Annotated in this window: 22 protein-coding genes and 1 pseudogene; 10 read left to right on the top strand and 13 right to left on the bottom strand. The window is 71.5% G+C overall.

The annotated features are described in order from the left end of the window. Positions 1-135 precede the first annotated feature (135 nt). The 3 genes from ACGFML_RS21995 (at position 136) to ACGFML_RS21985 (ending at position 4214) form a co-directional block, all read left to right on the top strand. Complete coding sequence (locus ACGFML_RS21995) at positions 136-1359, top strand: PLP-dependent aminotransferase family protein (RefSeq protein ID WP_393546083.1); 1224 nt, start codon at positions 136-138, stop codon at positions 1357-1359. A gap of 120 nt (positions 1360-1479) precedes the next feature. Then, positions 1480-2265, top strand: a complete 786-nt coding sequence (locus ACGFML_RS21990) for an SDR family oxidoreductase (protein WP_393546082.1) — start codon at positions 1480-1482, stop codon at positions 2263-2265. Positions 2266-2633: 368 nt separating this feature from the next. After that, positions 2634-4214, top strand: a complete 1581-nt coding sequence (locus tag ACGFML_RS21985; RefSeq protein WP_393546080.1) for a sodium:solute symporter family protein — start codon at positions 2634-2636, stop codon at positions 4212-4214. A 47-nt stretch (positions 4215-4261) separates the two neighbouring features. Here ACGFML_RS21985 and ACGFML_RS21980 read toward each other — a convergent pair whose 3' ends face one another. Next, the gene (locus tag ACGFML_RS21980) at positions 4262-5383 is read right to left on the bottom strand and encodes an ADP-ribosylglycohydrolase family protein (RefSeq protein WP_393546078.1); all 1122 of its coding nucleotides are present in this window, start codon (positions 5381-5383) and stop codon (positions 4262-4264) included. A gap of 297 nt (positions 5384-5680) precedes the next feature. Between ACGFML_RS21980 and ACGFML_RS21975 the strand changes: the two genes are divergently transcribed. Both ACGFML_RS21975 and ACGFML_RS21970 read left to right on the top strand, forming a co-directional pair. After that, positions 5681-6640 carry a D-2-hydroxyacid dehydrogenase family protein gene (locus ACGFML_RS21975; protein WP_393546076.1) on the top strand — a complete coding sequence of 320 codons (960 nt, stop codon included), beginning with the start codon at positions 5681-5683 and terminating at the stop codon, positions 6638-6640. A 67-nt stretch (positions 6641-6707) separates the two neighbouring features. Beyond that, positions 6708-6962: a hypothetical protein gene (locus ACGFML_RS21970; protein WP_393546074.1), complete on the top strand. Its 255-nt coding sequence runs from the start codon at positions 6708-6710 to the stop codon at positions 6960-6962. A gap of 18 nt (positions 6963-6980) precedes the next feature. Here ACGFML_RS21970 and ACGFML_RS21965 read toward each other — a convergent pair whose 3' ends face one another. Beyond that, a complete protein-coding gene (locus ACGFML_RS21965) occupies positions 6981-7352 on the bottom strand; it encodes an ATP-binding protein (protein WP_393546408.1) in 372 nt (123 codons plus the stop codon). 446 nt (positions 7353-7798) lie between these two features. Between ACGFML_RS21965 and ACGFML_RS21960 the strand changes: the two genes are divergently transcribed. Both ACGFML_RS21960 and ACGFML_RS21955 read left to right on the top strand, forming a co-directional pair. Next, complete coding sequence (locus ACGFML_RS21960) at positions 7799-8638, top strand: helix-turn-helix domain-containing protein (RefSeq protein WP_393546072.1); 840 nt, start codon at positions 7799-7801, stop codon at positions 8636-8638. Next, positions 8635-8847, top strand: a complete 213-nt coding sequence (locus ACGFML_RS21955) for a DUF397 domain-containing protein (protein ID WP_393546070.1) — start codon at positions 8635-8637, stop codon at positions 8845-8847. Before ACGFML_RS21960 ends, ACGFML_RS21955 begins: the two co-directional genes overlap by 4 nt. Before the next feature lie 75 nt (positions 8848-8922). Here the strand turns inward: ACGFML_RS21955 and ACGFML_RS21950 are convergent, their stop codons facing one another. The 3 genes from ACGFML_RS21950 to ACGFML_RS21940 all read right to left on the bottom strand — a co-directional run bounded on the left by ACGFML_RS21950 (position 8923) and on the right by ACGFML_RS21940 (position 13182). Beyond that, positions 8923-11592, bottom strand: coding sequence for a bifunctional FO biosynthesis protein CofGH (locus ACGFML_RS21950; RefSeq protein WP_393546068.1), 2670 nt, complete (start codon positions 11590-11592; stop codon positions 8923-8925). Between the two features lie 146 nt (positions 11593-11738). After that, the gene (locus ACGFML_RS21945) at positions 11739-12140 is read right to left on the bottom strand and encodes a VOC family protein (RefSeq protein WP_393546067.1); all 402 of its coding nucleotides are present in this window, start codon (positions 12138-12140) and stop codon (positions 11739-11741) included. A 217-nt stretch (positions 12141-12357) separates the two neighbouring features. After that, positions 12358-13182 (bottom strand): TIGR03619 family F420-dependent LLM class oxidoreductase, encoded by an 825-nt coding sequence (locus ACGFML_RS21940; RefSeq protein WP_393546065.1) that lies wholly within the window; start codon positions 13180-13182, stop codon positions 12358-12360. Between the two features lie 179 nt (positions 13183-13361). Between ACGFML_RS21940 and ACGFML_RS21935 the strand changes: the two genes are divergently transcribed. After that, a complete protein-coding gene (locus tag ACGFML_RS21935) occupies positions 13362-14918 on the top strand; it encodes a CehA/McbA family metallohydrolase (protein WP_393546063.1) in 1557 nt (518 codons plus the stop codon). Positions 14919-15048: 130 nt separating this feature from the next. On the opposite strand, the gene ACGFML_RS21930 is transcribed toward ACGFML_RS21935, so the two are convergent. From ACGFML_RS21930 to ACGFML_RS21905, 6 genes are all read right to left on the bottom strand, one after another. Beyond that, a complete protein-coding gene (locus ACGFML_RS21930; protein ID WP_393546061.1) occupies positions 15049-16614 on the bottom strand; it encodes an APC family permease in 1566 nt (521 codons plus the stop codon). Positions 16615-16915: 301 nt separating this feature from the next. Next, complete coding sequence (locus tag ACGFML_RS21925; RefSeq protein ID WP_393546059.1) at positions 16916-18400, bottom strand: aldehyde dehydrogenase family protein; 1485 nt, start codon at positions 18398-18400, stop codon at positions 16916-16918. After that, positions 18397-20136 carry an amidohydrolase family protein gene (locus ACGFML_RS21920; protein WP_393546057.1) on the bottom strand — a complete coding sequence of 580 codons (1740 nt, stop codon included), beginning with the start codon at positions 20134-20136 and terminating at the stop codon, positions 18397-18399. Before ACGFML_RS21920 ends, ACGFML_RS21925 begins: the two co-directional genes overlap by 4 nt. A gap of 90 nt (positions 20137-20226) precedes the next feature. After that, positions 20227-21357: an LLM class flavin-dependent oxidoreductase gene (locus tag ACGFML_RS21915; protein ID WP_393546055.1), complete on the bottom strand. Its 1131-nt coding sequence runs from the start codon at positions 21355-21357 to the stop codon at positions 20227-20229. A 313-nt stretch (positions 21358-21670) separates the two neighbouring features. Next, positions 21671-22468, bottom strand: coding sequence for an SDR family NAD(P)-dependent oxidoreductase (locus ACGFML_RS21910; RefSeq protein ID WP_393546053.1), 798 nt, complete (start codon positions 22466-22468; stop codon positions 21671-21673). A 66-nt stretch (positions 22469-22534) separates the two neighbouring features. After that, a complete protein-coding gene (locus ACGFML_RS21905) occupies positions 22535-23485 on the bottom strand; it encodes a TIGR03619 family F420-dependent LLM class oxidoreductase (protein ID WP_393546051.1) in 951 nt (316 codons plus the stop codon). Positions 23486-23716: 231 nt separating this feature from the next. Between ACGFML_RS21905 and ACGFML_RS21900 the strand changes: the two genes are divergently transcribed. Beyond that, entirely contained in the window at positions 23717-23902 is a 186-nt protein-coding gene (locus ACGFML_RS21900) for a hypothetical protein (RefSeq protein ID WP_393546049.1), read from the top strand. Positions 23903-23940: 38 nt separating this feature from the next. Here ACGFML_RS21900 and ACGFML_RS21895 read toward each other — a convergent pair whose 3' ends face one another. Beyond that, the gene (locus tag ACGFML_RS21895) at positions 23941-24273 is read right to left on the bottom strand and encodes a hypothetical protein (RefSeq protein WP_393546047.1); all 333 of its coding nucleotides are present in this window, start codon (positions 24271-24273) and stop codon (positions 23941-23943) included. Between the two features lie 150 nt (positions 24274-24423). Between ACGFML_RS21895 and ACGFML_RS21890 the strand changes: the two are divergent. Then, a pseudogene (locus ACGFML_RS21890) lies at positions 24424-24633 on the top strand (UTRA domain-containing protein); the annotation flags it as partial. Positions 24634-24660: 27 nt separating this feature from the next. Here ACGFML_RS21890 and ACGFML_RS21885 read toward each other — a convergent pair. After that, positions 24661-25935, bottom strand: coding sequence for an amidohydrolase family protein (locus ACGFML_RS21885; protein WP_393546045.1), 1275 nt, complete (start codon positions 25933-25935; stop codon positions 24661-24663). Between the last annotated feature and the right edge of the window lie 224 nt (positions 25936-26159).

Raw genomic sequence — 26159 nt, 5'->3', positions numbered from 1 at the left:
TCGGGCCGCCCACCATGCGGGCAGCCGTGCACACCGGTCACGGGCCGCCTAAGCTCCCCGCCATCTGCGGCTCACACCGGTTAACTCCGCATACGTCGGCCGGCGCAGCCCGCAATCCGAGCGATTGGAGCCGTCATGCCGGACGCCGTCCCTGCCCGCACCGCCGCCCCCGTCCCCGAGCTCGCCGCCCGCGCGGCGCGCACCGGCAGTTCGCCGGTACGCGACATCCTGGCGCTCACCGCGCGACCCGAGGTCATCTCGTTCGCCGGTGGACTGCCCGCCCCCGAACTCTTCGACGTGGCGGGCATAGCGGCGGCCTTCCGCCATGTGCTGGACCGGGAGCCGCGCCGGGCGCTGCAGTACTCCACCAGCGAGGGCGATCCGGCGCTGCGCGCGGCCATCGCGGCGCGCACCACCGCGCGCGGACTGCCCACCGGCGCCGACGACCTCCTGGTGACCACCGGCTCGCAGCAGGGGCTGTCGCTGCTGTCCACCGCGCTGCTGGAGCCGGGCGACGTGGTGCTGGTCGAGGACCCCTGCTACCTCGCGGCGCTGCAGATCTTCTCGCTCGCCGGTGCCCGGGTGGTGCCGGTGCCGACCGACGACGAGGGTCTGGACCCGGCCGCGCTGGACGAGATCGCCGGGCGGGAGAACCCCAAGCTGCTCTACGTCATCCCGACCTTCCAGAACCCCACCGGCCGCACCCTGACGGCCGAGCGACGGGCGGCGGTCGCCGAGATCGCCGCGCGCCGCGGGCTGTGGATCGCCGAGGACGACCCCTACGGGGAGTTGCGCTTCGAGGGCACGCCCCAGCGGTGGCTCGCGTCCTTCCCGGGGGCGGAGGACCGTACGGCGCTGCTCGGCTCCTTCTCGAAGGTGATGGCGCCCGGCCTGCGCCTGGGCACCCTGCGCGCCCCGGCCGCGCTGCGGCGGGCCTGCACCGTCGCCAAGCAGGCCGCCGATCTGCACACCTCGACCATCGACCAGGCCGCCGCCGCCCGGTACTTGGCGGCCGCCGACCTGGACGCGCATCTGGCCCGGGTGCGCAGCGCCTATCTGGAGCGACGGAACGCCCTGGTGGACGGGCTCGCCGCCGCGCTCCCCGAGGGTTCGCGGTGGAACCGTCCGGCGGGCGGGATGTTCGTGTGGGCGACGCTGCCGGCCGGTTACGACGCGGCGGCACTGCTGCCGGAGGTCGTCCGGCACGACGTGGCCTATGTGCCGGGAGCGCCGTTCTTCGCCGGGACGCCGGACGCCACCGCCGTCCGGCTGTCCTTCGTCACCCACGCGCCGGACGAGATCCACGAGGGCCTGGCCCGGCTGCGGAAGGCGTTGGAGGGCGCTCGCCGGTACGGGTGACGGGCGGTCGCCGGGACGGGCGCATGGCGGGCGTGGGGCGCCCCTCTGGCCTTCTCCGCGCTCCGGCCCTACCCTGACGGCCTACCTGACGTTGCGTCAGATACAGCCCGGGAGGCGCATATGCTGCTCCAGAACAAGACCGTGGTCGTCTCGGGCGTCGGGGCCGGACTCGGCCATCAGGTCGCGGCGGCGTGCGTCCGGGACGGCGCGTCGGTCGTCCTGGGGGCCCGGACCGCGGAGAACCTCGCCAAGTCCGCCTCGGAGATCGACCCTTCGGGGGAGCGTACGGCCTGGCGGGCGACCGACATCGGCGACGAAGCGCAGTGCGAGGCGCTGGCCGCGCTCGCCGTGGAGCGGTTCGGGGGCATCGACGCGGTGATCCATGTCGCCGCGCTCGACTCGCTCTTCGGCGGTCTCCGGGATGCGGACTTCGAGTCCTGGCGCGACGTCGTCGACGTCAACCTCTTCGGCACGCTGCGGATGACCCGCGCCTGCCTGCCGTCGCTCACCGCGCGCGGCGGCGGGTCGGTGGTGATGATCGGCACCCAGTCGTCGCTCGCCGCGCCCTCGCAGGTGCAGCAGGCGGCGTATGCGGCATCCAAGGGCGGGCTGATCTCTGCGATGTACTCGCTGGCGCGCGAGCTGGGGCCGGACCGGATCCGAGTGAACACCGTGCAACCGGGGTGGATGTGGGGCCCGCCGGTCCAGGCGTACGTACGGTTCACCGCGGACGTGGAGGGCGTACCGGAGTCGCAGGTGCTGGCCCGGCTCACCGAGCGGATGGCACTGCCGGAACTGGCGACGGACGCCGACGTGGCCGACACCGCGGCCTTCCTGGCCTCCGACCGGGCACGCGCCATCACGGGCCAGTCGTTGCTGGTCAACGCGGGTGAGCTGATGCGCTAGTTGGGCGCGTCGGGCCTTTCGAGGCACGCCCTCCCCTCTTCTGCGGTCGGCCGCACAGGATCCCGCTCCTGTGCGGCCGCGGTGCGTTCGGGCGCAACGGAGCCCGGCGAAGTGTCCGTTCATGGTGGGTTCGGCGACCTGGCCGGGACAACGCCCACGACAGTCAAGGGAAAGTAAAATCGTTCGCTTTACTGATCGTGGTTCATATCCATGACCATTGATGTCTTGACCGCCCCACGCAACGAACGGTTCAATCCCCGAAGTCCCCACTCCCGCGCGGGGGCACCGCCCCACAGGACGCCACGGCGAAGTGCTTCCTGATCTGGAACGTCATCGGCACGTTCACAAGGCGGACCCCTGGAGGGGGCATGAACAGTCTCGACTGGACCGTGCTCATCGGCTATTTCGGTGTGATGGTCGCGATCGGCATGTGGTCCCACAAACGGGTGGACGACGTCAGCGACTTCTTCACCGCCGGCGGCAGGATGCCGTGGTGGCTGTCCGGCATCTCGCACCACATGTCCGGCTACAGCGCCGTGATGTTCACCGGGTACGCCGGCATCGCCTATCAGTACGGCGTCACCTCCTACGTGACCTGGTCCTTCCCGATCGCCATCGGTATCGCCATCGGGGCCCAGCTGTTCGCGGGGCGGCTCAACCGGCTGCGATCGCGGCTCGGGGTCGCCTCGCCGCTGGAATACCTCAAGAGCCGCTACAACCTGCCGACACAGCAGGCACTCGCCTGGTCCGGCGTGCTGCTCAAGATCGTGGACGTGGGCGCCAAGTGGGCCGCCATCGCGACCCTGTTGTCCGTCTTCACCGGCATGTCCCTCAACCAGGGCATCCTCATCACCGGCGTGATCACCGGCATCTACTGTACGGTCGGCGGCCTGTGGGCGGACGCGCTCACCGAGCTGGGGCAGTTCGTCATCCAGCTGCTGGCCGGGGTCGCGATGCTGGTCACCGTCATGGGCGAACTGGGCGGCGTCAGCTCGCTGTGGACCGTATGGGACAGGCTGCCGGACGGCCACGCCCAGCCGACCGTCGGCCCGTACACCCTCACCTTCCTGCTCGCCTATCTCTTCATCAAGACCTTCGAGTACAGCGGCGGCATGTGGAACCAGGCCCAGCGCTTCATGGCCACCGGCAGCGCCCGGCAGGCCAAGCGCTCGGCGCGGCTGTCGGCGGCGCTGTGGTTCGTGTGGCCCGCGGTGCTGTTCTTCCCGATGTGGGTCGCGCCGCTGCTGGTGAAGGCCCAGAAGCCGGACGCGTCGGACTCGTATGCGCTGCTGACCGAACGGCTCCTGCCGCACGGCCTGCTGGGGCTGGTCGTCGTGGGCTTCTTCTCCCACACGATGGCGATGTGCTCCTCGGACGCCAACGCCATCTCGGCGGTCTTCACCCGCGACATCGCCCCGGCGCTGTCGGCCCGGGCGCGGGGCTGGGGCCATCGGGCCGGGCTGCTGGCGGCGCGGCTGTCGACGGTGACGTTCCTCGCGCTGTCGATGGCGATAGCCACACAGGTCGATTCGCCGGCCTTCAAGGACATCATCACCGTTGTCATCAAGTGGGTGGCCGGGCTCGTCGGGCCGATCTCCATCCCGTTCCTGCTGGGCATGCTCCCGGTGTTCCGCAAGTCGGGGCCCACCGCGGCGCTGACGTCCTGGGCGGCGGGGCTGTTCGCCTTCTGGCTGACCAACTACGGGCTGGACGGGGTGCAGTTGCAGGTGCAGATCGTGTCGCCGGTCGCCACCTCGCTGGTGCTCTTCCTTCTGGTGGGGTGGATCCGGCCGGAGGGGACGCCGGAGCGGGACGCGCTGCTGGCGCGGATCAATGCGGGGGACGACGGGGACACGTCCGACGCCCTGCCGGTCCCGCACCAGGGCACGCCGGCGCCGGGCGGCGACGTGCCGGTTGCGAGGGAGGGCGGCGCGTCCGATCCGCTGTGACGACGGCCGGGAGGGCCCCGGACACTGCCCGGCCGGGTACGGGGGCGCTACGCCCGCGGGTAGCGCGCGAGCCAGCCCGGCGACGAGCCGGCCGGGCCGTGCAGCGCCGGTCCCTGTGTCATCTCCATCGAGAAGTCGTCGGCCAGTTGCAGGATCGTCTCCCGGCCCTCCAGCTCGACCAGCCAGTCCGGCGGCAGCGCCGTCTCGCCGTGCAGGGTGCCCAGCAGGTTTCCGCAGATGGCTCCCGTGGAGTCGCTGTCGCCGCCGTGGTTGACGGCGAGCAGCAGGCCGTGCCGGATGTCCTCGGCGACCAGCGCGCAGTACACGCCGATCGACAGGGCCTCCTCCGCCGTCCAGCCCTCGCCCAGCGACTCGACCCGGGCGGGTGTCGGCATGCCCTGGCGTACGGCGCCGAGCGCGCGCTTGAGGGCGTCGGTCGTCTCCTCGTGGCCGGGGCGGGTGGCCAGATGGGCCAGCGTCTTCTGGACGGCGCCGTCGAGGTCCTCACCGCGGGCCAGGCAATGGCTGATGACGGCGAAGGCGCCGGCCGCCAGATAGCCGGTGGGGTGGCCGTGGCTCTGCGCCGCGCATTCGGCGGCCAGCTGGAACACCAGCTGCGACTCCCAGCCGACCAGCAGTCCGAACGGCGCGGAGCGCATCACCGCGCCGCAGCCCTTGGAGTCGGGGTTCTTGGGCTTCTCCAGCGTGCCCATCACCTCGTCGCCGAGGCCGCTCAGGCAGGCCCGGCCGGGAGCCCGCCGGGCGTAGAGCCACTCCTCACGGGCGAGCCAACCGTCGTCCTTGCGACGCTCGTCCGGTCCCCAGTCGCGCTGAGTGACGGCCCAGCGCAGATGGGCGCGGTGGACGTCGGTGGGCGGGTGCCAGGCACCGGTGTCACGACGCACCTGGGCCCGGATCAGGCCGTCCACCGTGAACAGGGTCATCTGGGTGTCGTCGGTGACCGCGCCGCGCCGCCCGAAGGCGGGCACGAAGTCCGTCACGCCCTCCTGGCCGTGCGCCTCGCGGATCGCGTCCAGGGAGTCGAATTCGATGCCCGCCCCGAGAGCGTCACCGATGGCGCCCCCGAGCAGGCAGCCGCGCACCCGGCTGCGGAAGTCCTGCTGTTCGACACGGCCCCAGATCGCGGTGCTGCCTGCCGCCGTGTTCATGCCGCACCTCCCCCAGCCTTCGGCCGGGGGGACCTCCACACCCGCTCGGCCTCGCATTCGCGCGGCGCGCACCCTTCAAGGGCTCGCTCGCTGCACCCGCTCACTGCGCCCCTCCACACACTCACGACGTCCCGGGTCCTTGCAGGCTCCCCGCCACAGCACTGTAATCGACCAAGAATGATCAGATTGAGCCCAGGATCGTAATGTGAGGAGTCCCCCACGACCGCCGCGGCGACCCGCGGAGATTGCCGTGATTGCGGCCCGGTACCGCCCCCGACCACACCGGGAGAACGCCCGATGCCAGTGCACTGCGCCGTACTCGACGACTACCAGGGCGTCGCCCTCGACACGGCCGACTGGTCGCCGCTGGAGGGCACCGTGGCCGTCCGGACGCTGCGGCACCCCTTCGCCTCCGAGGACGAGGCGGTCGAGGCGATCGGCGACTGCGAGATCGTCGTCGCGATGCGCGAGCGCACCCCATTCCCCGCCTCACTCCTCGCCCGGCTCCCGCGCCTGCGGCTGCTGGTCACCTCCGGTATGCGCAACGCCTCCATCGACCTGGCGGCCGCAGCGCGGCACGGCGTCACCGTCTGCGGCACGGACAGCAACACCGAACCGCCCGTCGAGCTGACCTGGGCGCTGATCCTCGGCCTGGCCCGCAATGTGGCCACCGAGAGCGCCGCGATGCGCGCGGACGGGCCCTGGCAGAGCACGCTCGGCGCCGATCTGTACGGCCGCCGGCTGGGGCTGCTCGGCCTCGGGAAGATCGGCACCCGGGTCGCCCGGGTCGGTCTGGCCTTCGGGATGGACGTCGTCGCCTGGAGCACCCACCTGACCGCGGAGCGCGCCGCACAGGCCAGTGTGCGGGCGACCGCCACCAAGGAAGAGCTCCTGGAGACCAGCGACTTCGTCTCCGTCCATCTCGTGCTCGGCGACCGCACCCGCGGCCTGATCGGGGCCCCCGAACTCCGCCGGATGCGCCGCACGGCCTACCTCGTCAACACCTCCCGCGCCGCCATCGTCGACCAGCCCGCCCTGCTCCAGGCGCTGCGCGAGGACCGCATCGCCGGCGCCGGCCTGGACGTCTTCGAGCAGGAGCCACTACCCGCCGGCCACCCGCTGCGCACCCTCCCGAACGTCCTCGCGGTGCCGCACCTCGGCTACGTCACCCGGCGCAACTACCAGGGGTATTTCGAGCAGGCGGTGGAGAACGTCACGGCGTTCATGGCGGGCCGGGTGCTGCGGCAGCTGGGGTGAGGCGGGCCGTTCCGGTGGGCTCATCCGTTCGACTATCGCGGCGGCGCAAGGTGGGCATGCTCCTCACATGTCCGAGTACGAGTGGGACCGCACCACCATGGCCGTCGTCGCTTCCGCCCTCTCCGGCGACAGCGACGGCGCGGTGGAACTCCTCCGGCCGCTCCCCCAGCGCGACGTCTGCCACATCGCCGTACGGCTGGCAGCGATGGCCGCCGACGCGCTGATCGTCGCCGCCCAGGACACCGGAGGCGACCGTGAGGAGGCGCTGTCCCAGTGGCAGCAGTGCATCCTTCAGCACGAGTCGGAGTACGACGGGGACTGACCGCGGCCCTGCAGCGGCCTACGGGCCGACGGCGATCTCGGCCCAGACGGTGTGCCCGTCGTCCCCCTTCCGCTGTCCCCAGCGCTCGGCGAGCGCCTGTACGATCAGCAATCCGCGCCCGTGCTCCTGCTCGGCGGACGGCTTCTCCGGTACGGACGCCCCGCCCGGCCCCTCGTCCGTCACCCGCACACCCGCCACCCGGGCGGCGCGCGATCCGCACAGCCCGACAGCGATGAACCGGCTGTCGCTGTGCTCCACCGCGTTGGCCACGAGTTCCCCCGCGACGGCCTCCAGCGCCTCCGCCGCTTCCACGGGCAGCCCCCAGGACCCGCTCACCTCCCGTACGAACCGCCGGGCAGCCCCCGCGGAAGCCGGTTCCCCGCCCGGCAGCGAGAGCAGTCTCGACGCCTGGGGCGCAGCGGGGCCGTCGCCCCCTCCTCGTCGTCGCCCTCCTCGTCATCATCCGGCGAGGCGAGCCGGGTGCCCCGGCCCTCGACGATGAGCAGCACGTCATGCAGCGCCTCCATCAACTGGGCCGCAAGTAATCCGAGTTCGGACGTCGGATGCACGCCGGTCCGGCCGAGCACCTCCCGCGCCTGCCCGAGGACCTGCCCGCGAGCCCCAGCTGCACGGCTTCGATGCGATGGGCCAGCCGGGACACGGGCCCGATGCCGTCCGTGCGGACGTAGCAGGGGCGGCCGTCGCCGAGGGTCCGGGGCAGCAGCCGCACATCCGGGTCGTCGGTGTTCATCGCGCGGCCTCCAGGAGGGCACGGAGGCGGGTGCGGGTCCTGCTGATGAGGTCGGGCACGGGGTCAACTCCCTCTTGCGGGACGTATGCAGATCGCCCGCGGCCTGATCGCTCTGCGCGAGCGCAGCGGCCTGATGCAGACGCAGGTTGCCGAGTTGGCCGGAGTCAGCAAGGCGACGGTGAGCCGCTACGAGATGTGGCAGGACCGGGCCCGGATTCGTTGGGCGACGGTCAAGGCGATCGCTGATGCCTGCGGTGCATCTGCGAGTGAACGCGAAGCCTTGGTGCGCGTGGCACGGACGCAGACCGACGGCTGGTGGGTCGGAAACGGTGCGGTGCCGGAGTGGATGGACCCGCTGGTGTCCTTCGAGCACGAAGCCGAGTACGAGCACCTCTACGCCAACACGGTCATTCCTGGTCTGTTGCAGACCCGGGACTACGCCCTCGCCATCCATCAGGCGCGCGAAGTGCGCAGCCCGAATGATGCGATCGAAGGGATGGTGGACGCCCGGATCCAACGCCAGAGCATCCTCCGACGGGAACCCCCACTCCAACTGTGGGCGGTGCTGGACGAAGCAGTCCTTCGCCGGACCGTCGGCAACTCGCAGGTGATGGCGGAGCAACTGGACCACCTCCACGAGATGGCGCAGAGCCCCACGGTCGAGATCCAGATCCTGCCGTTCAGCGCAGGCGCCCATGCCGCAGGAGCCGGCCACTTCGTGATCCTCGGCAGGAACGATGAACGCAACCCGCTCAACTCCATGGCCGTGGTCTACATCGAGATGCGCCGTCGTGGCCTGTATCTCGATGATGCCGAAGACGTCTCCGCCTATAAGCTCACCTTCGACTACCTACGCTCGCAGGCAGCCGACGCCACGGCGTCGTTGCAGCTGCTGACCAAAGCCCGACAGGAGCTGTCCCCATGACTGAACGCACGCCGTCCGGAACCGACATACCGGGCCCGGCGTGGTTCAAGAGCAGCTACAGCGGGGGCGAAGGCAACGAATGCGTCGATGTGGCCGACCTCTACCAGCGAGTCGCCGTCCGTGACTCCAAGGACCCGAGCGGCCCCGTGCTGGACTTCCCCGCAGCGGCGTTCGCGGCCTTCGTGGCGGGCGTGCGGCCCATCGGCTGACCGGCCGCCCCTCCACGGCGCACCGCACGCCTCGGCGCATCCGCTCCCTTCCTGAGCGGATGCGCCTGCGTCCGCCTACTCCACCACCGGCAGCAGCTCCGGCAGATGGCCGTCCGAGGCCAGCGCCGCGGCCTGCCGCTCCGGCGTCACCGGGCCGTAGGTCGTCGAACGCGGCCTGGCCGGTCGCCCCGCCGCGTCGGCGATCGTGATCAGGTCCTGGATGGAGCGGTACGAGCCGTAACCGGAGCCCGCCATCCGGGAGATGGTCTCCTCCATCAGGGTGCCGCCCAGGTCGTTGGCGCCCGAGCGGAGCATCTCGGCGGCGCCTTCGGTGCCCAGCTTGACCCAGCTGGTCTGGATGTTGGTGATGTGCGGGTGGAGGAGCACCCGGGCCATCGCCGTCACGGCGCGGTTGTCGCGGGTGGTGGGGCCCGGGCGGGCGATGCCGGCCAGATAGACGGGGGCGTTGGTGTGGATGAAGGGGAGGGTGACGAATTCGGTGAAGCCGCCGGTCTCCTGCTGGATCCGGGCCAGGAGGCGGAGGTGGCCGAGCCAGTGACGAGGCTGGTCGACATGGCCGTACATCATCGTCGAGGAGGAGCGGATGCCCAGCTCATGGGCGGTCTTGATGACCTCGACCCAGGTGGCGGTGGGCAGCTTTCCCTTGGTCAGGATCCAGCGGACCTCGTCGTCGAGGATCTCGGCGGCGGTGCCGGGAATGGTGTCCAGGCCGGCGGCCTTGGCCTCGGTGAGCCACTCGCGGATCGACAGCCCGGTGCGGGTCGCGCCGTTGACGACCTCCATCGGCGAGAAGGCGTGTACGTGCATCCCGGGGACGCGTTCCTTGACGGCGCGGGCGATGTCGAAGTACGCCGTGCCGGGCAGATCCGGGTGGATGCCGCCCTGCATGCAGACCTCCACCGCGCCGACGTCCCACGCCTGTTGGGCGCGGTCGGCCACCTGGGAGAGGGACAGGGTGTAGGCGTCGGCGTCCGTGCGGCGCTGGGCGAAGGCGCAGAAACGGCAGCCGGTGTAGCAGACGTTGGTGAAGTTGATGTTGCGGGTGACGATGTAGGTGACGTCGTCGCCCACCGTGGCGCGGCGCAGGTCGTCGGCGATACCGCAGAGCGCGTCCAGGGCCGGGCCGTCGGCGTGCAACAGGGCCAGCGCCTCGTCGTCGGTGAGTCGGGTGGGGTCGTCGGCGGCCTGCGACAGGGCCTGCCGCACGTCCGCGTCGATCCGGGAGGGCACCATCCCGGGGGCGGCGGCCTCGCGCAGCGCCTCCCAGTCGCCGTAGACCTCGTCGAAGTCGTCGCGGCGGTCCGACGTCCGGCCCTCGGTGTCGATGGTGTGGTGCAGGTCCGTCCGGCCCGATCCGGCCATCGAGAACCCCTCGTCGGGCTCCTGCCAGGGCAGGCCCACCGCGAGCGCGTCCTCCTGGGCCAGGCCCGTCTCCGGGTCGGCCAGGGCGCGGACGTGCGGCAGCAGCCGTGGGTCGAGCCAGGGCTCACCGCGCTGGAGGAACTCGGGGTAGATGGGCAGCCGTTCGCGCAGCGTGAAGCCGCAGGTGGCGGTGTGCGCCGCCAGGTCGTCGATCTGCGGCCACGGCCGCTCGGGGTTGACGTGGTCCAGGGTCAGCGGCGAGACCCCGCCCCAGTCGTCGATGCCGGCGCCGATGAGCATCGCGTACTCCCCGTCGACCAGGTTGGGCGGCGCCTGGATACGGGCGGACGGCCCCATGATGTGCCGGGCCACGGCGACGGTGGCGGCCAGCTCCTCCAGTTCGGCGTCCGGCATTCCGCGCATGGCCGTGTCCGGCTTGGCGCGGAAGTTCTGCATGATCAGTTCCTGGATGCCGTGGTAGGCGCGCTGGATGCGGCGCAGCGCGAAGAGGGACTCGGCGCGCTCCGCGTAGTTTTCGCCGATCCCGATGAGCAGCCCGGTGGTGAAGGGGACGTTGGAGCGGCCGGCGTCCTCCAGGACGCGCAGCCGGACGGCGGGTTCCTTGTCGGGCGAGCCGTAGTGCGGGCCGCCGGGCTCGCTCCACAGCCGCTCGGCGGTGGTCTCCAGCATCATCCCCAGGGACGGGGCGACGGGCTTGAGCCGCTGGAAGTCCGTCCAGGACAGCACCCCGGGGTTGAGGTGCGGCAGCAGCCCGGTCTCCTCCAGGACGCGGATGGCCATGGCGCGTACGTACGAGAGCGTGTCGTCGTAGCCGTGCGCCTCCAGCCATTCGCGGGCCTCGGGCCAGCGTTCCTCCGGCTTGTCGCCGAGCGTGAACAGGGCTTCCTTGCAGCCCATCTCGGCGCCGCGGCGGGCGATGTCGAGCACTTCGTCGGGCGACATGAACATTCCGTGGCCGTCGCGGCGGAGCTTGCCGGGGACGGTGACGAAGGTGCAGTAGTGGCATGTGTCCCGGCACAGGCGGGTCAGGGGGATGAACACGCCGCGCGAGTACGTCATGACTCCGGGGCGCCCGGCGGCCTCCAGGCCCGCGTCCCGGACCCGGGCCGCCGAGGCGCAGAGGTCCGTCAGGTCCTCGCCGCGGGCCTGGAGCAGCACCGTGGCCTCGGCGGGGTCCAGGGCCACGCCGTCGCGGGCCCGCTTGAGCGCCCGGCGCATGGCGTTCGCGGTCGGGCGTTCCGGACGGTCGTCGGCGGCCGGCGCACCGTCCGCCGCTCGGCCGGACCCGTGGTCGTGCCGCTGGTCAGATCCCCGGTCAGGTCCCTGCGCGCTGGAAGTCATCCTCCGAGCATACGAGCGCGCTCCGACACAGCCGCCGCCGGAGAACGGACCGCCGGTGTGCCGCTGATCACGTCAGATGGAGGTTCCCTCCGCGTGGGTCCGGGGCACTTCCCGGCGGTGGGCGGGCACACCCCCGCGGCGGGTGGTTACAGCCCGGCCAGCAGCTCGTCCGAATACGTCCGGGTGAGGAACTCCAGGTTGTGGCCGTCGGGGTCGTCGAGATACAGACCGCGGCCGCCGTCCCGGGTGTTGAGCTGCTGCGCCTGGGTGTGCCGGGGGTCGGCCCAGTACGGCAGCCCCCGCTCCTCTATGCGCGCGAAGATCGCGTCGAACTCGGCTTCGGTCACCAGGAACGCGTAGTGCGTCGGCACGAACTCCTTGTCCGGGACGAGCTCCTCGGCGTAGTCGAGGGTCACGCCGTTGTCCATCGCGACGGCGGCGAACGGGCCGAACTCCTTCGGTTCGGGCGCGTCCAGAAGGCCGGCGAGGAAGCGTGCGGAGGCGAAACGGTCGGTGCTGTGCACGATCGTGTGGTCGAGGCTGGGCATGTGGATCTCCTTGGACCGTTGATCTGCGGATACGGCGGAATGCTGCGGCGACACAACAGCGGTGGGCCGGTCCGTGGCGCGCTGCGGAACCGCCACTACCCACGCTACGACCGGCCGGGACGGGCGCGGATCGGTCTGCGGTACCGACCCCCGCGTACGGCCGTACGCCGATGGTCCTAGGCGCCGCGCCGCCTCCTGGCCGAAGCCCGCCGCCCCCTCACAGGTACTGCGCGAAGTCGTCCAGCGTCCGCAGCACCTCCGACTCGCCGGCCGGCGGCAATTGCAGCACCACCTCCGGGACGTCCAGCTCGCGGTAGTGCGCCAGCTTCCCGGGCGAGGGCCGGACCGCGTACGGCACCACCACGGGCTCGCCGTCGCGTCCGGCGTCCGTCCAGACCTGCCGCAGCACCGGAACGGTTTCGGTCAGCCCGCGCCCCCCGATCGGCAGCCAGCCGTCCGCGAACTCGGCGATCTGTCCGAAGAGCTTGGGCCCGGCCGACCCCCCGATCAGGGTGCGCGGCGCTCCGTGCACCGGCTTGGGGAAGGCGAGGGAGGCCCGCACGGAGCCGAACTCGCCCTGGTAGGCGGTCGGTGCGTCGGCCCACAGGGCCCGCATCAGCGCCATCCGATCGCGGGTCAGCGCGCGCCGGGTGGACCACTCCACCCCGTGGTCGGCGGCCTCCTCGACGTTCCAGCCGTAGCCGACGCCGAAGGTGAAGCGGCCACCGGAGAGGAAGTCGAGGGTGGCGATCTGCTTGGCGAGGTCCACCGGGTCGTGCTGGGTGACCAGGGTGATGCCGGTGCCCAGGCCCAGTCGCTCGGTGACCGCTGCGGCCTGGCCGAGCGCGATGAACGGGTCGAGGGTGCGGCCGTATTCGCGGGGCAGTGGCTCGCCCATGGGCGCCGGGGTGTCCCGGCTGGCGGGGATGTGGGTGTGCTCGGGGAGATAGAGCCCGGCGAAGCCACGTTGTTCCAGCTCACGGGCCAGCCGGTCGGGCCGGATCGTCTCGTCCGTCAGGAAAATCGTGGTCGCGATCCGCATGGTGGGGACACCTCCGTCAGGCGTGTGGGTGACCGCATGGTGCCTTACCGACCGCTGGTTATCCACAGCCCTTTCCCTCCGTGTCACTCGTGCGTACAACGGTTTTCACAGGGCGAAACGCGGTGACAGCGAGCCGATACGCCGCGACATGCGGCGGTGGCAGACGGTAGGGGGCGGGGATGGAACGACGCGAGGTTCTGAGGCTCTCGGCGGGTGCGGGCGCGGCGGGCGCGCTGACGCTCGGCACGGTGAGCTTCGCCGACGCGGCATCCGGGGCCGCGGACACGAACGGCGCGGGCGGCGCGGGCGGCGCGGGCGGCGCGGGCGGCGCGGGCGGCGCCGAACGGACCCGCCGGATCACCGGCCGGCTGCCCGCCGGCGCACCGGACTTCGTCTATCTCCCGATCGAAGTGCCGGACGGCGTCCGGGAGATCGCCGTCGCCTACCAGTACGACAGACCGTCGGTCCCCGAGGGCACGCCCACAAACGCCTGCGACATCGGCATCTTCGACGAACGCGGCACGGCGCTCGGCGGCGCGGGGTTCCGCGGCTGGTCGGGCGGGGCGCGCGCGGAGTTCTTCCTGCGCGCCGACGACGCCACCCCCGGCTATCTCCCGGGCCCCGTCAACGCCGGGACGTGGCACATCGCGCTCGGCCCGTACACCGTCGCACCACAGGGGCTGGCCTACGACGTCACGGTCACCCTCCGGTACGGCGCACCGGGCCGCACCCCCACCCCGGTCTACCCTCCCGAGCGCGCCCGGGGCCGCGGCCGCGCCTGGTACCGCGGCGACAACCATCTGCACTCCGTCCACTCCGACGGCAAGCGCACCCCGGCCGAGATCGCGGCGCTGGCCCGCGCCGCAGGGCTGGACTTCCTGACCACCTCCGAGCACAACACCACCTCCGCGCACCGCGCCTGGGAGGGCCTGTGGGGCGATGACCTGCTGATCCTGACGGGCGAGGAGATCACCACCCGCAACGGCCACGTGGTCGCGATGGGCACCGACCCCGGGGTCTTCATCGACTGGCGCTACCGGGCCCGTGACAACGCCTTCGGCGCGTACGCACGCGCCGTCCGCCGGGCCGGCGGGCTCGTCATCCCGGCGCACCCGCACGCCACCTGCATCGGGTGCAGCTGGAAGTTCGGCCTGAACGACGCGGACGCGGTGGAGGTCTGGAACGGCCCGTACACGCCCGATGACGAGGTCACCCTCGCCGAGTGGGACAACACCCTGGTCGCGCACACCCGCGGCAGGGCGGCCTGGCTGCCGGCCGTCGGGCACAGCGACGCGCATCGCGATCCGGACGTCGTGGGCCTGCCGCAGACCGTCGTCCTGGCCGAGGACCTCTCGCGGCGGGCGCTTCAGGACGGCATCCGGGCCGGCCGGGTCTGGATCGCCGAGTCCTCGGCGGTCGATCTCGCCTTCGCGGTCACCGGCGAGCGCGGGGAGCACGCCGGCATCGCCGAACGCCTGGCGGTCGCCGGGACGGCCGGGGTCACCGCACGCCTGACGGTCTCGGGCGCCCCGGGCTGCACGGTCTCGTTCGTCACCGACCAGGGGCTGGTGTACTCCTCCCCGCTCCCGAAATCCGGTGCGGGGACCGTGAGCTGGCACACCACTCCCGACCACGCCGCCTATCTGCGCGCCGAGGTCCGCCATCCGGCCACCACGGCGGGGCTGCCGGGCCCCATGGCGGCGATGACCAACCCGGTGTTCCTGGGGCGGGCCTGACCGTCACCGCCCTCGTGAACCGCGAGATCCGCGGCGTGGCGGCTCTGATGCCACGGCCGGGCCCGGATCGCTCCGGGCCCGGCCGACAACAGCGGGGCCCGCCCGCAGATGACGGGCCCCGCCGGCCTTGTCAGTCCTCCACGACCATCGCCGGGGTGGTCCGCGTCAGCACCTCGCCGCGGAAGAACGCCGGGCTGCGGCGCTGCATCACCAGCATGATGACGGCACCGATCAGCAGCAGGCCGACACCGATCACGAAGACCGAGCCGACGCCGAAGACCGAGCTGCCGGAGCCGTAGGAGGGGTTCCACATGTCGAGCAGGGTCTTGAAGAAGACGGCCGCGAGCAGGATGCCGCCCAGGGCCGGGAAGACGCCCTTGAACAGCAGGTCGCGGACCGAGTTGCGCAGGTCGCGGCGGAAGAACCAGGCGCAGGCGAAGGCCGTGATCGAGTAGTAGAAGCAGATCATGAGGCCGAGCGCGTAGATGGTGTCGATGAGGACGTTCTCGCTCAGGAAGCTCATCACGGCGTAGAAGACGCCGGTGGCGGTGCCCGCCGCGACGGTCGCCTTGCCCGGGGAGCGGAACCGCGGATGGATCTTCGCGAAGGAGGCCGGCAGGGCCTCGTAGGTGCTCATCGCCAGGACGGTGCGGGCCACCGGGATGAAGGTGGTCTGCAGGCTGGCGGCGGCCGAGGCGAGGACCGCGACGAAGAGCAGGACGCCGAGCACGGTGCCCATGACGGGGCTGGCCAGGGCGGCGAAGACGTTGTCGGCGGTGCCCGGGTTGCCCAGCCCCAGGCCCTTGTGGCCCACGCCGGAGAACATCTGCGCGGCGACGGCGGTCAGCAGATAGGAGCCGATCAGCACGATCATGGCCAGCAGGGCGGCGCGGCCGGGCGTCTTCTCGCTGCCCGCGGTCTCCTCGTTCACGGTCAGGCAGGTGTCCCAGCCCCAGAACATGAAGATCGACAGCGACAGGCCGGCCGTGAAGGCGGAGAAGGACTTGACCGCGAAGGGGTCGAGCCAGGTCACCGAGAAGTGCAGGGAGCCGGCCAGATCGCCGGACTGCGCCTTGACGACGGCCATCACGACGAACACCGCAAGCACGGCGAGCTGCAGGCCGACCAGGGCGTACTGCACGCCCTTGGTGGCGGTCATCCCGCGGTAGCTGATGGCCGTGGCGGCGGCGATGAAGGCCAGACAGGTCAGGACGTGGGCGACTTTGTTGCCGTCCAGGCCGGCGATGGCCGGGCTGCCGGTGAGCTCGCCGAGCAGGAGGTAGAAGAACGAGGTGGCGACCCCGGCGAGGTTGGAGAGCACGATGATCGTCGCGATCACCAACCCCCATCCGCACATCCAGCCGACGCGCGGGCCGAAGGCCTTGACCGTCCAGGTGAAGGACGTACCGCAGTCGGGGACGGCTTTGTTGAGCTCGCGGTAGGCGAAGGCCACCAGCAGCATCGGCAGGAACCCGGCGAGGAAGACCGCGGGCATCTGCACGCCGACCTCGCCGACGGTGGGGCCGAGCGTGGAGGTGAGGCAGTAGACGGGTGCGACGGTCGAGATGCCGATGACCGCGCTGCCGAGCAGCCCTACGGAGTTACCGCTGAGGCCCTTGCTGCGGGTGTCGCTGCCGCTTCCGCCCGCGCTCGTTACCGTGTCTCCGGTCTGCGGCCGGGGGTCTACTTGAACCATGAACAGGACGTTAAGCCCTGCTGTTTCCGTATCCGGAGGATGAACCTCCGCATGGAAGCACCTTAACTATGCAGGCAAATTCAGCCTCACAGCACATCAATTCTTCGGGCTATTCGAGATCCACCTTCGACTCAATGGCCTTCACTCGCGTCTTCCGCTCTGCGGGAACCGCAGCCATGTCCGTTTTGGGATAGTTCAAAATTTTCCCGTCCGTTCTCTGGAAATTTTCCGCGCGGCGTGCAAGGGGGGTCGCACTCCGGCTCTACGACCGCCCTCCCTCCCCGGCCGTGTGGCCCACTTCTCACCCCGGCCACACGATCGACTGCAGCTCGCTGTAGGCATGGAGCGCATACGAACCCACGTCGCGGCCGACCCCGCTGCGCTTGAACCCGCCGAACGGCGCCTCCATGTTCCGGCCGACCGTGTTGATGCCGACGCCACCCGCCCGCAGCCGCCCCGCGACCCGGAAGGCGCGGGCCACATCGCCGGACCAGATGTAGTCCAGCAGCCCGTAGTCGCTGTCGTTGGCCAGCGCGATGCCCTCTTCCTCGTCGTCGAAGGGGACCACCACGACCACCGGGCCGAAGATCTCCTCGCGCACCACCCGCATCGCCTGTGTGCAGTCCGCGAAGAGGGTCGGCGCCACATAGAAGCCGCGCTCCCGCGCCGGGCGCTCGCCCCCCGTGACCAGCCGCGCGCCCTCCTTCAGGGCCAGCTCGACATACGCCTCGATCCGGTCCCGGTGCGCGGCGGAGATCACCGGGCCGACGATCGTGCCCGGATCCGCCGGGTCCCCGACCGTCAGCTTCCCGGCGTACCGGGCCAGCCCTGCCACCAGGCGGTCGTAGATCCCGCGCTGCGCCAGCACCCGCGTCGGCGCCGTACAGATCTGCCCGCTGTAGAAGGAGAAGGTGGTGCCGATGCCGGACACCGCGCTCGCCAGGTCGGCGTCGTCGAAGACCAGCGCCGCGCCCTTGCCGCCCAGCTCCATCAGCTGGCGCTTCATACCCCGGCCGCACTCCTCGGCGATCTGCCGGCCGACTGCCGTGGATCCGGTGAAGCTGACCATGTCCACGCCGTCCGCGGCGACCGCCGCCTCGCCGACCTCCGGCCGCGCGCCGGTGACGACATTGACCACCCCCGGCGGCACCCCGGCCTCCGCCAGCACCTCGGCCATCCGGTATACCGACAGCGGATCCTGCGGCGCCGGCTTGACCACGACCGTATTGCCCATCGCCAGCGCGGGCGCCACCTTCCCCGCCGGGTTCGCCCAGGGGTTGTTGTACGAAGTGATGCAGGTGACGACGCCGACCGGGCGGCGCACCGCGAGCGCGCCGAAGATGCCCGCCCGCCCCATCGGTCCGGCTTCGTTGACCTGCGGCACCACCGGGGTCTCCACCGGCTCCAGGGCACCGCGGGCGTACCGCTTGAAGCGGGCGACCGCGACCCCCACCTGCATCCCGCGGGCGGTGCCCGTCGTCGCGCCGCTCTCCGCCCGCGCCAGCTCCGCGTACCGGACGAACTCGCGGCGCATCACCTCGGCGGCGCGGTCCAGGATCGCCGAGCGCTCCGCCGGCGCGGTGCGCGACCAGCCCTCGAACGCGTCCCGGGCCGCGGCCACCGCCGCCGTCACCTGCGCCCGGCTCGCCTCCGGGGCCCGCCCGACGACCTCCTCGGTCGCCGGGTTGATCACGTCGTAGTGGCCACCCTCCGGCGCCACCCACTCCCCGTCGATGAACAGCCGCTCGGCGCCGCCCACCCCGCCCACCCCGCCCGCTCCGCTCACCGGGTGCTCACCGTCCTCGTGTCCCGCCCCGACCGCAGGACCGTCCCCGGGACCGCCCCGGTCACCCTGTCGTCCCGGATGGTCTCGACGCCGTTGACCCGCACGCTCACCACCCCGATCGCCTTCGAGTCGAGCCGGGGGCTGTCACCCGGCAGGTCGTGCACGAGGGTGGCGGGCCCGGCGTCGATCCGCTCCGGGTCGAAGAGCACCAGGTCGGCGTGGTGGCCCTCGGCTATGCGGCCGCGCTCGCGCAGCCCGAACAGCCGGGCCGGGTCGTCGGTCAGCATCTGCACGGCCCGCTCCAGCCCGACGAGCTTGCGGCCGCGCAGGCAGTCCCCGAGGAACCGGGTGGTGTACGGGGCCCCGCACATCCGGTCCAGGTGCGCGCCGGCGTCCGAGCCGCCGAGCAGCACGTCCTCGTGCTGCCAGGTCGCCTGCCGCAGCGCCCAGCTGTCCGGGTCGTTGTCGGTCGGCATCGGCCACAGGACCGTCTGCAGATCGTCCTGGGCGCAGATCTCCACCAGGCAGTGGAACGGGTCCTGGCCGCGTTCGGCGGCGATGTCCTCCACCACACGCCCGGTGAGCTTGTCGTTCGCCGCGGAGTAGGTGTCACCGATGACGTAGCGCGCGAAGTTCGCCAGGCGGCGGAAGACCCCGGCCTCCTTGCTGTCCGCGCGGCGCAGCATCTCGGCCCGTACGTCCGCGTCGCGCAGCCGGGCGATCCGCTCGGGGACCGGAAGGCCCAGGATCTCGCCCCAGCCGGGTATGAGGTTGAGGGCGCAGAAGGTGCCCAGCGACATGTTCATGGGGGTCAGGATCGGCATGGTCAGCGCCACTATCCGGCCGCCTGCCCGGCGGGCGCGTTCGCTGGCGGTCAGCTGGCGGGGTACGCGCTCGGGCACCGCCGCGTCGATGGTGAGGACGTTCCAGTTCAGCGGGCGTCCGGCGGTCGCCGACATCTCGACGAACAGGCCGATCTCGTCGTCGTCGAACTGGTCGAGGCAGCCCGAGACGATCGCCTCGATCTGGGTGCCTTCGTGGTCGCCCACCGCGCGGGAGAGGGCGAGCAGTTCGTCGGGGCGGGCGTGGCGCGAGGCGACCGGTTCGCCGTCGCCGTCGGAGTGGGTGGCGGACTGCGTGGTGGACAGCCCCCAGGCCCCGGCGTCCATCGCGTCGTGGAACAGCCGGAGCATGTCGGCGAGTTGCTCCGGGGTCGGACGGCCGCCCACCGCGTCCGCCCCCATGACGTACCGGCGCAGGGCGCAATGGCCCACCATGAAGCCCGCGTTGACGGCGATCCGCCCCTCCAGCGCGTCCAGATACTCGCCGAAGGAGTGCCAGTTCCAGGGTGCGCCCTCCTCCAGGGCGACCAGCGACATGCCCTCGACCCTGCTCATCATCCGCCGGGTGTAGTCGGCGTCCTCGGGGCGATCGGGGTGCAGCGGGGCCAGGGTGAAGCCGCAGTTGCCGCCGGCGACGGTGGTCACGCCGTGGTTCAGCGAGGGGGTGGCGTACGGGTCCCAGAACAGCTGGGCGTCGTAGTGCGTGTGCGGATCGACGAAGCCGGGTGCGAGGACGAGCCCATGGGCGTCCTCGCTGCTGCGGGCCTCCTCGGTGACCGTCCCGGGCTCCGCGACGACGGCGATCCGCCCGTCCCGGATGCCGAGGTCGGCGGCGTACGAGGGCGCGCCCGTCCCGTCCACGACGGTCGCGCCCTTGATGAGGTGGTCGAGCATGGCGGGATCCCTTTCTCGGTGCGGTTCGTGGGGCGGCGCCGGGCCGTGGCGCCGCCCTCGTGGAGCGCGGGCGGGCGGGTGCGAAACGGTCTAGGGGGTGCCCGCCGCCCGGCGGAAGCGCGTGGTGCGGTGCACCGGGTCGGTGTCGATCTTCGGGATGACGTGCTCACCGATCAGCTTGATGGTGTTGAGGGTGTCCTCGGACCCGACCCCGATCGGCAGTCCGAAGGAGAGCTGGTCGGCGCCGGCCTGCTCCCACCGCTTGCACTGCCGCAGCACCTCGTCCGGGTCCCCGCAGATCATCAGCTCCTCGGCGATCAGCAGCTCGATGATCTCCTCGGTGTACTCGGGGAGGAGCTCGGGCCACTCCGGTATGCCGTCGGGCCGCGGGAAGGTGTCGTGGTAGCGGAAGAGCAGCGACTGGAGGTAGTTGAGCCCGCCGCCCACCGCGATCTCCACCGCTTTCTGGTGCGTCTCCGCGCAGATGGCCGTCGACGTCACCATGACGTTGTCGTTGACGAAGTCCCCGACCGCCTCGGCCTCCTTGACGGCCGTCTTGTACGACTCGACGACCCACTCCATGTCGGAGACCTTCTGCACGCTGAAGCCGAGCACGCCCAGGCCCTTCCGGCCCGCCATCGCGTACGAGGACGGCGACCCGGCGGCGTACCACATCGCCGGGTGCGACGCGCCGTACGGCTTGGGCAGCACCTTGCGCGGTGGCAGCTCCCAGTGCTTGCCCTTGAAGCCGACGTATTCGTCCTGGAGCCACATCTTGGGGAATTCCGCGATGGTCTCTTCCCAGATCTCCTTGGTGTGGTTCATGTCCGTCACACCCGGCATGAAGCCGAGGATTTCGTGGCTGCCCGCACCCCGCCCGGAGCCGAACTCGAAGCGGCCCGCGGAGAGGTGGTCGAGCATGGCGACCTTCTCGGCGACCTTCACCGGGTGGTTGACCGGGGCGAGCGGGTTGAAGATGCCGGAGCCGAGGTGGATGCGCTCGGTGGCGTGCGCGAGATAGCCGAGGAAGACGTCGTTCGCGGAGAGGTGGGAGTACTCCTCCAGGAAGTGGTGCTCGGAGGCCCAGGCGTATTTGAAGCCGGACCTGTCCGCCTGGATGACGTACTCGGCCTCCTCCATCAGTGCGTGGTGCTCGGCCTCGGGATCCGTCTCGGCCCGCGCGGCCGGCACATATCCCTGCACGAAGAGCCCGAATTCCATGGGTGCTCACTCCTTCGGGGTGCGGGGGTCGCCCCCCGGAAGATCACCGATCATTGACAACGTTCCGTCGACGTTCGCCATACGCTCCGTCACGAATCGACGGTAGCCGGACCCACTGACAATCCACCCGGCCGCGGGCGGCGGGGCCGGCGGGCCGGGGGCGAGCCCTTGACTGACGGCGCCCGACCGGCGCACATCTGACGGTACGTCAGGTCGAGGACACCGCCCGACTCTGGCATCGCCCGCATCCGTCGTCAATAGCTGACGCACCGTCAGATAGGGCCCTGGTGCCCCCGAAGGGCGCTTGGCGACCTCAGAAGACCGAGACGCCCGCCAGCCATCCGCCGTCGATGACGAACGGCTGCCCGGTGACGTACGACGAGTCCTCGCACGACAGGAAGAGGGCCAGCCTGGCGACCTCCTCCGGCTGCCCGATCCGCCCCATCGGGACGACCTTCCCGTAGAACTCGTCCAGCGCCGCGCTGCCCGCCGCGTCCGCCGCCTTCGGCCCGCCGTCCGCGGCCACCCGGTCCGGGTTGGTCATCGGCGTATCGACCGCCCCCGGGCACATCGCGTTGACCCGGATGCCCTTCCCGGCCAGCTCCATCGCCGCCACCCGCGTCATGGCGACGATGGCGGCCTTGGTGGCGGCGTACGACGTCAGATACGCCATCCCCGTCAGGGCCGTGTACGAGGCGGTGTTCACGACCGTCCCCCCGCCGGCCGCCACCAACTCGGGCGTCACCGCCTTCATCCCCAGGAACGCACCGACCTGGTTGACCTGCACCACCTGCTGGAACTCCGCCAGCGGCGTGCTGACCAACTCGTTGAACCGCAGGATCCCGGCGTTGTTGACCAGGCCGTCGATCTTCCCGTACGCGGCCTTCGCGGCGGCCACCGCGGCCTCCCAGTCCGCCTCCTGGCTCACATCCAGGTGGACATACCGGGCCCGCTCCTCCCCCAGCTCCTTGGCCAGCGCTTCGCCCGGCCCGTCCAGCACGTCGCAGAGCACCACCCGCGCCCCTTCGGCCACGAAGAGCCGCGCCTCCTGCTCACCCTGCCCCCGTGCCGCGCCCGTGATGAGGACGACCCGGCCTGCCAGCTTTCCCATGCCCGCCTCCCAGCGTTCTGGTGCGGCACGGCGGTCGGCGCCGCACCCACCCCGGCCCCACTCGCTTCAGTCGTCGAGATGCGCGGCGACCCCCTGCGCGAACGCGGCCATCTGATCGGTCAGTTCACTGCGGCTCCGACTGCGGAACCGCACCTGTATCTGGGCCACACCCATCGCGCGGTACTCCCGCAACGATGCGGCGATCCGCTCCGGCGCCCCCGTCAGGGTCCGCCGCCCCACGTCCCACCCCGGCTCCCCCACGTACAGCGGCTCGGCGATGGTCCCGATCACGATCGGCTCCTCGATCCCGGCGGCCTCCCGGAGGGCCAGCAGCTTGGCCATTCGGCCCGGCAGCTGGTCCCGTCGGTCGCCCTGGGGCAGCCATCCGTCGCCGCGGACCGCTGCCCGGCGCACCGCCGCGGGCGACGAGCCGCCCACCCAGATCGGCGGCCGAGGCGTCTGCGCCGGCCGCGGCGCCTGCCCGAGCCCGGAGAAGGCGAACTGCTTCCCCGTGAAGTCGGCGAACTCCTCCGGCCCCAGCGCCGCCTTGAGCGCGTCGACGGTCTCGTCCAGCAGCACGCCCCGCCGCCCGAACTCCACCCCGAGCACCTCGAACTCCTCCGGTACGTGCCCGGCGCCCACACCCAGGATCAGCCGCCCGCCGGAGAGGTGGTCCAGCGTGGCGTACTGCTTCGCGCTGATCAGCGGATGCTTGAGGCCGACGACCGCGACATGGCTGAGCAGCCGGACCCGCTCGGTGACGGCGGCGAGGTGGGCGAGGGTGGCGACCGGGTCGTACCAGACCGTGCCCATCGCCCCGGCCAGCCGGCGGGGAATCGCGATGTGCTCGCAGCAGGCGATGTACGCGAATCCGTGCCGGTCGGCGACCCGTGCGATCTCCACCAGATCCGCCGGCCCGGCCGCCGCCTCCCAGCTCTCCGCATAAAGGGTGCTCTGCGACTGCACCGGTAGCTGCATTCCGTACGCCAATCGCCCCTCGGGCGGCATCCACACCATCCGGACAGCTCCTCCCGGACACTCCGCAAATATCTGACGGTCCGTCAATTACTGTGCGGGGCCATCGTCGTGGCTGACACACCATCAGGCAAGAGGGGCGACACGGCAGAGAAGGCGGCGGCGCGGGGCGAGACATCACCCGCTGGACCCGCGCCTGCAACGGGCCGCCACGGTCACGGCGTTGCACACCCGACCGCACCGATACTGCCGTCCTCGGCGTGGAGGGGCGGGGTGTCCGGCCTGGTGGCCGCCGCGCCGGCCGACGACCTGGGCGGCGCGGACGGCGTCGAGGTGGCGATCCGCTGGGACCTCGAGGACCGGGCCGGCGCGGATTCGGTGGGCGCGGCCGAAGCGTGGACCACGCCACCGAACGCACGGCAGCGGAGAGCCATCCGATCAGGCGGTGCGACGGCGTGACACCCGCTCCCCGTCCGGACTCGGGCGCCTGCCGGGGCTCAGTCGGGTCCGGTGACGACGCCGTCGTCGCCGTGGGGCGCACGCTCCGGCCCGGGCCGAGAAGCGCCCCGGCTCTCGGCCACGCGGCACACGTCCCGCAGGGCCTCGGTCAGGCGACGCCCGAGGAATCGCAGCTCCTCCGCCGTCGCCTTGCGATCGCCGAGCATCTCGCCCGCGTGGCCGAGGAGATCGTCCGCCATGCCGAGCCGAACGGACTCCACGCTGTCCGCGACACGGGAGAGGAATCCCGTGCCCTCCCCCACCAGGAGGCAGGTCTTACCGTCCGGGGTCGACCACGGCAGCAGTCGCGCCGTCTGTGGTTCCCCCCTCACGCGGCCACCCCCGCCCCGCGGAGCGGCCGGGGGCCGATGTCCGGACCGTGCACGGCGATGCGGAAGGCGCGAGGCACCAAACCCCCTTCGCCGCGCTGCGGGGTACGGCTCGGCCAGCCGGTGGCGGCCAGTTGCCGGCCGAAACAGCCGCTGGGACACCCGCCCAGGTTCAGCATCGACCGGGTCTCGGCACGCGTGCCCACTCAAGAGCAGTACGAGGCTCTCCACCTCTCCAGCAACCTGCCCGTCCTCCGGACCCTGCGCGTCGTTCACAGCGATCACGAGCTGCCCGTCGAGGTCACCGTCATGGTCAAGGCGGGCCACCTCTACGAGCTCCAATACGAGTTCACGCCGGAGTGAAATCCACCCTCCCGGAGGCGTGAGCCGCTACGCCCCCGCCCAGAGCCCCTCCCCCGTCAGCCCCAGCAGCTCGATCGCGTTGCCCCGCACGATCCGCTCCACCACGTCCGGCGCCAGGTGCCCCATCTGCGTCTCGCCCACCTCTCGCGACTTCGGCCAGGTCGAGTCCGAGTGCGGGTAGTCGGTCTCGTACAGGACGTTGCCGACGCCGATCGCGTCCAGGCTCTTCAGGCCGAAGGCGTCGTCGAAGAAGCATCCGTAGACATGTTCCGCGAACAGTTCGGACGGCGGCCGCAGCACCTTGTCCGCGACGCCTCCCCACCCCCGGTTCTCCTCCCAGACCACGTCCGCGCGCTCCAGGATGTATGGGATCCAGCCGATCTGGCCCTCGGCGTACATGATCCTCAGGTTCGGGAAGCGGTCGAACTTGCCGCTCATCAGCCAGTCGACCATCGAGAAGCAGCAGTTGGCGAAGGTGATGGTGGAGCCGACGGCGGGCGGGGCGTCGGCGGAGGTGGAGGGCATCCTCGACGAGGAGCCGATGTGCATGGCGATGACGGTGCCGGTCTCGTCGCAGGCGCGCAGGAACGGGTCCCAGTAGTCGGTGTGGATGCTGGGCAGGCCCAGGTGCGGCGGTATCTCGCTGAAGCAGACCGCCCGGACGCCGCGGGCCGCGTTGCGCCGCACTTCGGTGGCGGCCAGTTCCGCGTCCCAGAGGGGGACGAGGGCGAGCGGGATCAGCCGGCCCCGCGCCTGGGGGCCGCACCACTCCTCCACCATCCAGTCGTTGTACGCCCGCACCCCCAGCAGCCCCAGCTCGCGGTCCTTGGCCTCGGTGAAGGTCTGGCCGCAAAAGCGCGGGAAGGTGGGGAAGCAGAGCGCGGACTGGACGTGGTTGACGTCCATGTCGGCCAACCGCTCGGGCACGCTGAAGGAACCCGGCCGCATCTGTTCGTAGGTGATGCCCTCCAGCCTGATCTCGTCGCGTGAGCAGCCGACGGCGGTGTCCAGGCGGGTGAGCGGACGGTGCAGGTCCTCGTAGACCCACCAGTCGGCCGGCGGGCCCTCGTCACCCGGGGCGCCCATCTTCGGGGCGAACCTGCCGCCCACGAACGTCATGTCCTTCACGGGTGCCCGGACGATGCGCGGACCGGTGCCGTGGTACTTCGACGGGAGCCGGTCCCGCCAGACGTGCGGCGGCTCCACCGTGTGGTCGTCCACCGAGATGATCCGGGGGAAGTCCGTGACGCCCGCTGCGGGCGAGGCGTCCGGGGCGCTCTCCTTGCTCTGCGTGGTGTCCATACGCGCTACGGTAGCGCTGATCTGACGGGCCGTCAGTAACGGGAGCGGATCGCCGGCGGCGGCGGGAAGGGGGCACCGGGGCGGGGCGCCCGGGGCGTTTCTTCGGCCCCGGGTCGCGCCGAACGAGAACCGTGCGCCGCCCTGTTCGCGTGCAGAACCTTGGGGAGGCGCACGGAGGGCGTACGGAGTCCGAGACTCCGCGCCCCTGATGCGCCTCCTCCGCC

Origin of the sequence: Streptomyces sp. NPDC048650 (genome assembly GCF_043199095.1) — a bacterium.
Taxonomy (GTDB): domain Bacteria; phylum Actinomycetota; class Actinomycetes; order Streptomycetales; family Streptomycetaceae; genus Streptomyces.
Note: the sequence above shows the minus strand (reverse complement) of the source record. Positions and strands in the feature narration are given on the sequence as shown.